Here is a 12,082-nt window from a genome sequence, read left to right on the forward strand (position 1 = left end):
GAAGCTCACCCTGTGTTATCCGTTATTTACCTTCCAGAATATCCACCAACTGCTTGGAGTATTTGTCTTCAGCGGCATACTCTGCTGCCAGAGATTTACCCGCCTGCTTCCATGCCAGTTTGTCCGCTTCAGAAGGAGCTGGACTCCATTTCAGACCCTTCGCTTCCATATCAGCAATCGCTTCGGATTCCCACAAGATGGATTTGGTCATCTGCTCTTGTGCATGGATGGTTGTTGCTGCTTTTACGATCGCTTGCAGATCCTCAGGCAACTTATTCCATGCACTGTTGTTTACAATAATTGGCAGTACCTGAGCACCAGCCAGCGGTAGCGGATACATGTACTTAGCCACTTCAACATGGTTACCATCCCGGTGGTCAATCATGTTGGAACCGATAGAGCCATCGATAATTCCGGTAGCCAGAGAGGTGTAAATTTCACTCCATGCCAGAGACACTGGTGACGCACCAAGATTACGCAGGAATTTACCATAAGCGCCCGGCGCACGGATTTTCATACCCTTGAAGTCATCGATAGAAGTGATTTCTTTTTTGGTGATGATATATACCGGTGGCTGAATGTAAGGATCCAACCAGACCAGTCCCTGATCACCATAGGCTTTTTTCAGTACATCTGACCAGCCTCTCTCATGGAACAGCGTAGACAGTTCACCGACATCATCAGTTCCGCCCGGCAGACCAATCTCTACCACACCCGCAGGCAATTCACCAGCATGCATCGACTGGAATGGTGCCCCCATAGTAATCAGGCCGGATTTCACGGCATTCAGAATACCGGTAGTACCAACACCTTCACCGGAATACAGAACCTGTACTGCAATGCGTCCGCCTGACATTGTCTCAATGTTCTCTGCCAGATTTTCATACACTTCACCAAACGCAGTACCACGACCGTACAGGTTGGCAAAGCGCCAGTTATAGTCAGCCGCATAAGTCGCGACAGAAGCAGTCAGAGCACTCACACCCAGAGATACCGCCAACACACTTTTCAGTAATTTCTTTCCTTTTAAACCAAACATAGAACGTCCTCTTCCTGTTTTTTGTTCTGCCTTTCAATATGAACAACGAAAAAAGACAGCAACAGAACCAGTCGGAAGATTCAGATGGTACCAGTTTCAATCCGACTGGTTCTGGTACCATGGGTTTAATTTAACTGGTACTAAGGCTGGTATTTTTTTGTCGATAACATCACTTCTGACAAGGTGCCCGTGACAGCAAAAAGGAATTTGCACCATCACAGCACCCAGATTACTTACGTTTCAGAGAGTCAGATATGGACAGTATTACGAATAGAACCCTGCTAAATGCCACCTGCGATGCCAATGATGATGCTATCGCCGTAATCAACCCGGCTACCGATGCGGTGATCGGATATATCCCCTCACTGCAGCCTGCAGAAATTCATACCCTGATCGAAAAATCTAAGATCGCTCAGACATTGTGGGCGGCAAGACCGGCTGCGGAGCGGTCTGCGCTGCTGAAAAAATGGTACGATCTGGTGATTGAAAACAGCGATGATCTGGCTCGTATTATGACGCTGGAACAGGGAAAACCGCTGGCCGAAGCCAAAGGCGAAATTATCTACGGAGCCTCGTTTATTCAATGGTTTGCCGAAGAAGCCAAACGCACGTATGGCGATAGCATTCCCGCCCCGACCGGTGACAAACGCATCATGACTATCAAGCAACCAGTCGGCGTGGCTTCAGCCATTACACCGTGGAATTTTCCTACCGCGATGATCACCCGTAAAGCCGCCCCCGCTCTGGCGGCAGGATGCAGTTTTATCGTAAAACCGGCCAATCAGACCCCTCTGTCTGCCTACGCGATTACTGAACTGGCTTATCAGGCCGGGATCCCACAGGATCTGCTGGTCATGGTTAATAATCATTCTTCTGTCGCTGTAGGGGATATCTTCTGCTCCCATCCGGACATCAAGAAACTGTCCTTTACCGGCTCAACTCAGGTTGGCAGCCAGTTAATCAAACAGTGTGCCGACAGTGTCAAACGAACCTCCATGGAACTGGGTGGCAACGCCCCTTTTATCGTGTTCGACGACGCCGATATCGACGAAGCGGTAAAAGGAGCGATTGCCTCCAAATTCCGTAATGCCGGACAAACCTGCGTCTGTGCAAACCGTTTCTATGTGCAGGATGCGGTTTACGATCAGTTTGTCGATAAATTTATTACTGCCGTTGCCAGCCTGAAGGTCGGAAATGGTATTGACCCCGGCGTGCAAATCGGCCCGCTGGTTGACGCAAAAGCCAAAGAAAATGTGCTGGGTTATATCCATCAGGCAAAAGAACAGGGCGCAGAAGTCGCCTTTGGCGGTGAAGATCTGGGTGGCCTCTTTGTCCAGCCAACAATTCTGACCAATATTACTCAGGATATGGATATCGTACAGACAGAAATCTTCGGCCCTATCGCACCAGTCATCCGTTTCAGCAGCGATGAAGAGTTGGTCGCTAAAGCCAATGACACCATCTACGGGCTGGCCAGCTACTTCTACACTCGTACACTGAACCGGGCTTTCCATATCGCCGAACAATTGGAATTCGGCATGGTAGGAATTAATGAAGGCATTATCTCCAACGAAGTTGCTCCGTTCGGTGGAGTCAAGCAGTCCGGCTTTGGCCGGGAGGGTGCCAAACAGGGCATCGACGAATACATGAATATCAAGTATCTCTGCTTTGGTGGCCTTTGATTCATTTAAATATCAAAGCGTTAAAACCAAAGATTGCAAAGGAATATATGATGAAAATCATAGGAGAAAACGGAATGTTAAAAGATCAATTACCGCAAATAAACGTTGCCCTTCCTGGCCCTAACACTCAGGCTCTTCAGGAAAGAAGAAACCAGGCAAATCCGAGTGCTGTCCGTTGTGTTTATCCGGTCGCGATGAAAAGAGCGGAAGGCGCCATGATTGAAGATCTGGATGGTAACTATATTCTTGATTGGATCGGTGGTGTTGGTGTTCTGAATATCGGTCATTGTCACCCAGAAGTCGTTGCCGCTGTGAAAGAACAGTCTGAAAAATATTTCCACGGCATGTTCAACATTGTCACTCATGAAGGCTACGTTGCTCTTGCTGAGAAATTAAATGCCATTGTTCCTGTAAAAGGCAGTGAGAAAAAAACCTTCTTTGCCAACAGTGGTGCGGAAGCGGATGAAAACGCGGTAAAACTGGCCAGAGCCTATACCAAGCGCTCTAACATTATTGTTTTCTCTGGTGCCTTCCATGGCCGAACGCTTCTCACCATGTCCATGACAGCCAAAAAGGCTTATGCCAAAGGCATGGGACCATTACCCGGCGGTATCTTCCGGGCTGAATATCCTTACCTGTATCGTGCTGAAAAAGAGATGAATTCGGCAGAAATGCTGGCCTTCTACAGACAAAAAATTGAAAAAGTATTTGAAGAAGCCTCTCCGGCCAGTGAAGTGGCGGCCATTGTTTTAGAACCGCTTCAGGGTGAAGGCGGTTTTATTCCGGCACCGGTTGAATGGGTAAAAATGCTGCGAGAAATCTGTGATAAAGAAGGCATCCTGCTTATCGCCGATGAAGTTCAGACCGGTTTCTGCAGAACAGGAAGAATGTTTGCAACTGATTATTGGGCTGAAGCCGGGGTTTATCCAGATATCGTATCCACCGCAAAATCTATTGCCGGTGGCGTCCCGTTAAGTGCCGTGACTGCCAGCAAAGATATTATGGAATCCGCTCCGGCAGGTACTATCGGTGGTACTTACGGTGGTAATGCCCTTGCGTGTGCTGCGGCTTTAAAGGTTATCGAAATCATGGAGCGGGATAATCTGGCCGAGCGTGCTCAGGAAATTGGCTCAATCGTGACCGAACGGTATTCCAGATGGATGAAAACCAACCCATACATCGGTGATATCCGCGGACTGGGCGCAATGATCGGGCTTGAATTGGTTAAAGACAAAACCACCAAAGAACCCTACCCTGAAATGGTTAACTATCTGGTTCAGGAATGCGTTTCGAAAGGACTTCTTATTGAAAATGCCGGTACGTTCGGCAATGTCGTTCGCTTCCTTGCTCCTCTTGTTATTACCGACGAGCAATTGGAGGCTGGCCTTACCATTATGGAAGCCGCCATAGAAGCATTCACCAATCAATAAACCGTACTAAGTGAAACCATCTTCCGGCTCCGGTTTTGTTAAACGGAGCCGGGAAAAATAACCTCGTAAAATGCGAGCAGCACTCTTCCTGATCCAGTCTTTCCCATTCTCAAACCATCCTTAGCATTCAGTAGAACAAATATCAGCCAGGTGATTTCACTCATACTGGCAAGATGTTTGCTTTAGTGCGTATACGTATTACCCCCAAGTATGGCAGCAAAGCACTTTTACTCTCGAGTTTCTGATTGTTGTACAAAAAAAGCGCCCTATATCGGTGATATTCACCAGCTTGGTGCAGTGTTCGAAGTCACATTCAGCGCTCCGGTAACCGGTAGATGAGATCAGACCCTATGCTTCAACGTTATATACAACTAGACCCGAGTGATAACAGAACGCTGCAGGATCAAATCCGCGGTAGTATTTCTCAGGCGATATCCGAAGGATTTATTCCTAAAGATACCTGTCTGCTCTCTTCACGCAAGCTGGCACAAAGCCTGAAAGTCTCCCGTAATACCGTTCTAAGAGTTTACGAACAACTGACAGAAGACGGGTTGCTGATCCCGGTAGAACGCAAAGGATACTTTGTAAATCCGGATCTGGAACTGTCACCGAAAACGGAATCGCCTCGCTCCGATGTCTCTCCGGATAATCTGAACTGGAATAAATATCTGCTGACCGAACCCCGACAGCTTAGTCATGAACAGCACAACAACCTGAGTAACGCCAGCTACCAGTTTATTAACGGTATGGTCGATGAAAAGCTTTTCCCCGCATCAGAATGGCGTAAGTGCAGCATCCAGTCACTGAACCGGGTAAATAACAAAGCCTGGACGTCTAACGACTGCAATTACAATGATCTGATTGAACAGATAAGAACCCGCGTACTGCCTAAACGGGGGATCTTTGTTCAGCCGGAACAAATTGCGATTACCTTTGGCTGTCAGAACAGCCTGTACCTTATCTCCAAGCTGCTGGTCTCCCGTTACAGCACTATCGGTATGGAAAACCCCGGTTATCCGGAAGCTCTGCAACAATTTCAGACCCGCCGGGCCACCATAGTGCCTATTGATGTGGACGCTCATGGTATGCAGATCAATGAACGGCTGGATCCGTGCCAACTGGTATACACAACGCCCAGCAACCAATTCCCAACGACCGTCAGGTTATCTGCCGAGCGCAGAAAACAGCTGATGGAAAAAGCCGAACAACAGGACATGTTGATCATCGAAGACGATTTTGAACACGATATCAGCTATATAGAAGATCACTGCCCTGCTCTCAGGGGGGAATATAACAGTGAACGCATTATCTATATCTCCAGCTTTTCATCCACTATCGCCCCCGGATTACGCCTTGGCTACATTGTGGCTTCAGAGCCGCTGATCAAACAGATTAAATCACTGCAGATGCGTACCCACAGCCTGCCACCGAAGAATAACTGCCAGACTATGGCTCTGTTTCTCAGCCTCGGCTACTACGATGCTCTGGTGCAGAAGATGCTGAAACGTTACCGGGAAAAATGGCTGACGATGGAAAAAGCCCTCAACTACTATTTCCCGCAATCCGGAGTGATCCCTTCGCTGGCCGGTACGGCTTTCTGGATTAATTACACTGAAGGCTTCGATGCACAAACCCTACAAAAGGTGGCGGAAGCTCACGGCATTCTGATCAACAGCGGTACCCGCTACTATATGTCCACAGCAAATACGCACAGTTTCCGATTAAGTTTTCAGTCAATCCGTACCGAACATATCCGAGAAGGCATAAAACAGTTATCTAAACTGGCTAAACGTATTATGCCGACTCTGAGGCTGGAGGAGACCGATGGCATCCGGCTGAACAGTCAGAGGCTGCGGGATCTGCTGTCCGGCTGCACCCTGTATACCAAAGACTGCTTTAATATTCCCTACCAGATCACTTTCCAGCCAGACGGAAAACTGACCGGGGTATCCGAAAGGCCCAACGACACTGATGAAGGCTATTGGTGGATCAAGGACAATAAGCTCTATTACCAGTGGCGCAACTGGCAGTTCTCCGATGTCAGGGAAATCACGGTAATCCAGAGCGGCACCACACTAAAACGTTTTGGTGAAGACGGCTTCTCAATTGGAGATGCCTCACTGGCAGCGCCTATAAGCTAACTGTCAGTTTTTCCCTCTACAAAGCAAAATTAGTTATAACCGGAATGAAAATTCCTTAACTGCATCCCATCTGTATTTTATTCAGCTATCAATAATTGAAGCCTCCGGTGGTAAATTGCGCCTTGATGTTGAACTCCCGGATGGAAGCCACTACGGATTCTCCGTTTAACGTCATGTTATAGCGTAATTCATCGATAAAACGCATAAAACAAAATGGAGCGCTTTGCGCTCCATTCAACCATCAGATTATTGTGTTCTTAAGCGCTGCCAGTATTTTTCATAAATGGCCAGTGCTTCCGGACCAACATCATTAAGAAACTCGCCTTTTTTAATATCTTCATCCGCAGGAAAAATAGTCGGATTATTTTTCAGTTCATCCGGTAACAGAGCCCGGCCCGCTTTCGTTGCCGATGCGTACCCCATACTGGTCACAATTTCCGCCTGCTGTGCCGGTTCATACATAAAGTTAATAAATTTATGCGCCAGTTCTTTATGCTCACTGCCTGAAGGAATCGTAAAATTATCCATCCACAATCCCGCCCCTTCTTCCGGCATAACAAACTTCAATTCCGGCATCTCGGCCTGCCCCTGATAAGCATTACCATTCCATTGCATGCCAATGGTGGCTTCACCTGAGACATAAGGCATCTGAGGTGCATCTGAATTGTAAAGTAATATATTGTCTTTCAACGCAACCAGAGATTCATAGGCTTTCTTGATTTCCTCTTCGTTTCTGGTGTTAATACTATAGCCATTGAGCTTAAGTGCCATACCAAATACGTCACGAATATCATCAATCAACATCACTTGTTGTGCGTACTGCTCATCCCACAAATCGGCCCAGCGGGTAACCGGTGCATTAATCATAGTTTCGTTATAACTAATACCGGTAGCACCCCATATATATGGAAGAGAATAATCATTATTCGGATCATGAGCTTGCCCCAGCAGTCCATCCATGGTGTCCTGCATATTTGGAATTTTACTATGATCGAGTTTAGTCAGCAGACCTTCACGTCCCATCTTGTCGATAAAGTAAGCCGATGCAAAGACAACATCGTACCCCGACCCTTTGAGTAATTTGAGCTTGGTATACATCGACTCGTTATTCTCAAAAGTTAAGTAATTAACGGTCACATTTTCCTGCTTCTCAAACGCTTTTAGTGATGCTTCAGGCAAATAACTACCCCAGGCATAAACATTTAACACTTCATTCTTGGCATGCGCGAGAGCGGTAAAGCAAAATGTGCTTAAGATCAGTCCTTTGAGTAAATTTTTCATAGCTTGCTATCCAAACGATACCAGCACCATACTGGGTTCGAACGCATAATTACGCAAGTTTCAAGGTATGGAAAGAAAAATATATTAATCGTTACGAGTAGTAATTGTTATTAACGTGAGCATTTTTCTTTTAAAGATTACTAATTTACATTACTTAGTCGAAAATCCTTTGGTGTCTGATTGAAGGTTTTTTTAAATACACTATACATATACTGTAATGACGGATACCCACAGATATCAGCGATTTCCTGAATGGGAAGTTCAGTAGCAGCAAGTAAGCTTTTGGCTTTATGTAGTTTAGCATTATGTATTTCTTGATGAATTGTATGTCCTCTTTCTTCTTTAAATCGCGTCTCCATATTCGAACGCGAAATTCCAACATAATCTAATACTTGTTCCACTTTTATTCCCCTAAAAGCATTTTGGCGAATATAGTGCATAGCCTGTATTACATATGGATCGTTAAGCGCCTGAAAGTCACTGCTCTGTCGTTGATATACTTTCGTGGGAGGAACTAATTTCCGTACATGCCGAGTCACAGTATCCGGTTCATCTTTTGTTAACAGCTGATGCAATAATTTCGCAGCCTGATGCCCCATTGACTTACAACCTTGTCCAACCGAACTCAGAGAAACCCGAGTTAGATAGCGAGCTAACTCTTCATTATCAATACCGATAACGGCTATTTTATCGGGAACCATTAGATTAAGATGCTCGCATGCTTGCAACAAATGTCTCGCTCGTGCATCAGTTACAGCAATAATACCAGTTGGAGTAGGTAGACGCTGAATCCAATCGGCTAACCGATTCATATCGTACTGCCAACTCTGATGTGAAGTTTCATTACCCAGATAAACAGCTCCATTGTATCCCTCTCGAGCTACAATTGTTTCAAATGCCTTTTTTCTTTCCGTAGCCCATCGCTGATAATTTTTATCCGGCAATCCGTAAAAAGCAAAATTTTGAATTCCCTTAGATTTCAGATGCTCAAAAGCCATTTCTACAATTGCTACATTATCCGTAGCAATGTAAGGAACATCCGGATAATCCACCTCATTCTGATAAGATCCGCCCACACCAACGACTGGAATACCGGTATGAGACAGCCGTTTTATGACTTCAGGGTTATCAAAATCCGCAATTATTCCATCACCGCTCCAGTTAGAAAAACTGTCTAAGTTTGTAGTAAAATCATCTTCCAGAAAAATATCCCAGTTACATTGACTGGCTTGCAAATATTCTCCAATACCTTCAATAACTTGTCGGTCATAAACTTTATTAGCATTAAAGAGTAGGGAAATCCTATATTTTGTGTTCATAACTACCCCTCCTCTGGCAAGTTATAGCAATCTGTACCATGTGTTTGTGATAAAACTCAAACAGATAAAATCTATAAATACAGTAATCAAAAAACGTAATTGAGACTATCCATTCACCCCTTGATCATATAACCCACTATCAAATGAGGTATTAGTATGTTTATTGGAATCGATTTAGGCACATCCGGAGTCAAAGTTATTGTACTAAACAGACAGGGGAAAATTCTAGAAAATGTAACAAAACCACTAACTATATCTCGTCCAAAACCTTTATGGTCAGAACAAAACCCAAATGACTGGTGGAAGGCGACTTGTAATGCTATGGATGAGCTAGCTAAAATAACAGATTTATCACTAATTGAATCTATCGGTTTATCTGGGCAAATGCATGGAGCTGTCACATTAGACCCAAGCGGCAATATTATCCGTCCAGCAATTTTATGGAATGATGGACGGTGCAGCCACGAATGTGACTTACTTGAAACGATAGTGCCAAATAGCCGAACCATTACCGGTAATATTATGATGCCCGGATTTACGGCTCCCAAAATAAAATGGCTGGAACGACATGAACCGAATAACCACGCTAATATTGCTAAGGTTCTGTTACCTAAAGATTATCTACGTTTTAAGCTTAGTGGAGATTTCGCTTCAGACATGTCAGATTCTGCCGGTACTATGTGGCTGGATATTGAGTCCCGCACCTGGAATGATGAGTTACTTCAGGCATCCGGATTGACTCAAGACAATATGCCTAAGCTTTATGAAGGCAGTGAAGTTACCGGTTATCTTTACGAAAACTTAGCATCTCGCTGGGGAATGAAACAAGTCCCTATCGTGGCAGGAGCCGGTGATAACGCAGCAGGAGCTATTGGTGTGGGTGTCACTAAACCAGGAGAAGCAATGCTTTCATTGGGTACTTCGGGTGTCTATTTTGCTGTTAGTGATGGAATGGTGGTTAATACTGAGTCAGCACTTCACAGCTTCTGTCACGCACTACCAAAAACGTGGCATGGTATGTCTGTAATACTCAGTGCCGCATCCTGTCTTGACTGGGTAGTGAAACTAACAGGAAAACAGAATGTTGCCGAATTATTAGAAGACGCAGAGAAAAACAGTAACCCTGATTCAGAGGTTATCTTTTTACCTTATTTATCAGGAGAACGAACCCCTCATAACGATCCAAATGCAAAGGGAATTTTTTGGGGAATGACGCATGAAACTTCCGGTTCTGATTTAGCGGTAGCGGTATTACAAGGTGTAGGATTTGCTTTTGCTGACGGTTTTGCTGCTGTTCATGACGTTGGGATAATACCCAATGAAATTTCGTTAATTGGTGGTGGTGCCAGGAGCCCTTACTGGCGACAAATGCTGGCAGATATCACCGGCATAAAACTCATGTTCAGAGAAGGAGGAGAAGTAGGACCGGCTCTTGGCGCAGCTCGTTTAGCCAGGCTTGCGATTGATAATTCCCTACCAATCCATGAGATATGTACAGTTCCTGATCTTATCCAGTCTCATACACCCGACCCTCTGGAGAATGAAAAATATCAGCAAAAATATGTCAAATATCGACGTATTTATCAACAACTAAAATCTATCAGTCAATAATACAGAATAAATATAAAGCCATCTTTTTTACGATGGCTTTATTATCTAAAAAATTAATTTTATTATTCGAAAAATTACACCATTTTATAATTAAAAAGTTCCAAAGAATATAAATTTGGAACCCTATATTTAAAAACTATGCTGTAACGTTTTCTTTTACTGTCTGTGCCACTGGCTCACCAATTTCATCGCAGAAACGACCATGTTCCAAGTCATATATGATATTTTTCACTTTACCTTCAGTTAGATTATATTGTTTTATTTTCAGGTATATACCTGTAATTATATAAAGAATTGCTGGGAATACAGTAAATATAATCAAAATACCATCCAGCGTTTCTTGTGTTTGTTTCACAGGCTCACCATCCACCGCACTTTGGAAACCGAACCACGCCAATCCCCAGCCTATCAATGCTCCACCTACAGCCACACCTAGTTTTATAGTAAAAATATTTGCAGCCACATTCATACCGGTGATACGACGACCAGTCTTCCACTCTCCATAGTTATTAGCATCTGTAATCATTGACCACTGTAAAGGACCATTTGCACCTTGCAGTGCCTGTAGGAATAAATATAGACAAAGCGCCACAATCCAGTAATCCCCAGGTATAACAAAGAACAACAACCCAGCTAAACCAAGTAAAATATTATTCCATATAGATAGTTGAATCTTACAAAAACGATCACTAAATGGTTTAACAATAATACTTCCAAACATACTAAATATCGTTGTTCCAAGTAAGAAGTATGATGCAATATCTGCACCTTTATTTAAAATATAAGTAACATAATAAATAATCATACCCGCTCGAATAACTAAAGATACCAGCATAGTGAAGTTGTACACCGCGAGAATACGCCATTGATCATTTTTAACCAATATTTTCAGATCTCGAATGATGTCCATATTTTCTTCTTTTATAGGCTGAACTCGTTCTTTAGTAAATGCAAAGCAGAACAGAAACATTAAACAACCAATCCCACCAAAAATTGTCATCGCCAATTGAATACCAGCAGCACGGTCACCCGGCGATAAATAATCAGCCAACGGTAGGATAGCAGCTGTCCCCAATGCTCCACCAATCGGTGCAATAGCAAAGCGATACGATTGAAGTGACATATTTTCTTTGGGCGCACCAGTAATTGCTGCACCTAAAGAACAATAAGGAATATTAATAGCTGTATACATTAATGTCATAAATACATAAGTTGTGACAGCAAAAATAATTTTTCCCGTTTCATCGTAATCCGGAACCGTATATACCAATATAGTACTAATAGCGAATGGTATACTTATAATTAGCAAATATGGTCTGAAACGTCCCCAACGAGTGACCGTATTATCAGCAATTGCTCCCATAATCGGGTCAGTAAATGCATCAAGTAAACGCACTGCTAAAAACATCGTTCCCATAATAGCCGGAGATAGACCATAAATATCCGTATAAAAATAGGCTAATATTGCGACACAAGAATCGAATACTATATGGCTAGCAGCATCCCCCATACCGTAGCCAATTTTTTCTTTAGCCGAAATTTTTTCTGTTATTTGTGTAGGTTGGATTAAACTATTCAT

At 43.9% G+C, this 12,082-nt stretch carries 8 protein-coding genes; 4 read left to right on the forward strand and 4 right to left on the reverse strand.

The annotated features are described in order from the left end of the window. Nucleotides 1-22: 22 nt before the first annotated feature. Nucleotides 23-1,039, reverse strand: coding sequence for a TRAP transporter substrate-binding protein (locus CSW98_RS13505; RefSeq protein ID WP_100801004.1), 1,017 nt, complete (start codon nucleotides 1,037-1,039; stop codon nucleotides 23-25). A gap of 254 nt (nucleotides 1,040-1,293) precedes the next feature. On the opposite strand from CSW98_RS13505, the gene CSW98_RS13510 reads away from it, so the two are divergent. From CSW98_RS13510 to pdxR, 3 genes are all read left to right on the forward strand, one after another. Further along, nucleotides 1,294-2,721 (forward strand): NAD-dependent succinate-semialdehyde dehydrogenase, encoded by a 1,428-nt coding sequence (locus CSW98_RS13510; RefSeq protein ID WP_100801005.1) that lies wholly within the window; start codon nucleotides 1,294-1,296, stop codon nucleotides 2,719-2,721. Between the two features lie 74 nt (nucleotides 2,722-2,795). Further along, nucleotides 2,796-4,151, forward strand: coding sequence for an aspartate aminotransferase family protein (locus CSW98_RS13515; protein ID WP_100801129.1), 1,356 nt, complete (start codon nucleotides 2,796-2,798; stop codon nucleotides 4,149-4,151). Between the two features lie 350 nt (nucleotides 4,152-4,501). Next, the gene (pdxR, locus tag CSW98_RS13520; protein WP_100801130.1) at nucleotides 4,502-6,292 is read left to right on the forward strand and encodes a MocR-like pyridoxine biosynthesis transcription factor PdxR; all 1,791 of its coding nucleotides are present in this window, start codon (nucleotides 4,502-4,504) and stop codon (nucleotides 6,290-6,292) included. 246 nt (nucleotides 6,293-6,538) lie between these two features. On the opposite strand, the gene CSW98_RS13530 is transcribed toward pdxR, so the two are convergent. After that, on the reverse strand, nucleotides 6,539-7,573 hold the full coding sequence (locus tag CSW98_RS13530) for an ABC transporter substrate-binding protein (RefSeq protein ID WP_100801006.1): 1,035 nt from the start codon (nucleotides 7,571-7,573) through the stop codon (nucleotides 6,539-6,541). A gap of 140 nt (nucleotides 7,574-7,713) precedes the next feature. After that, nucleotides 7,714-8,892: a XylR family transcriptional regulator gene (locus tag CSW98_RS13535; protein ID WP_100801007.1), complete on the reverse strand. Its 1,179-nt coding sequence runs from the start codon at nucleotides 8,890-8,892 to the stop codon at nucleotides 7,714-7,716. 156 nt (nucleotides 8,893-9,048) lie between these two features. Between CSW98_RS13535 and xylB the strand changes: the two genes are divergently transcribed. Beyond that, entirely contained in the window at nucleotides 9,049-10,503 is a 1,455-nt protein-coding gene (gene xylB / locus CSW98_RS13540) for a xylulokinase (RefSeq protein ID WP_100801008.1), read from the forward strand. A 136-nt stretch (nucleotides 10,504-10,639) separates the two neighbouring features. Here the strand turns inward: xylB and CSW98_RS13545 are convergent, their stop codons facing one another. Continuing rightward, nucleotides 10,640-12,082 carry a glycoside-pentoside-hexuronide (GPH):cation symporter gene (locus CSW98_RS13545; RefSeq protein WP_100801009.1) on the reverse strand — a complete coding sequence of 481 codons (1,443 nt, stop codon included), beginning with the start codon at nucleotides 12,080-12,082 and terminating at the stop codon, nucleotides 10,640-10,642.

Origin of the sequence: Vibrio sp. HA2012 (assembly GCF_002812955.1) — a bacterium.
Taxonomy (GTDB): domain Bacteria; phylum Pseudomonadota; class Gammaproteobacteria; order Enterobacterales; family Vibrionaceae; genus Vibrio.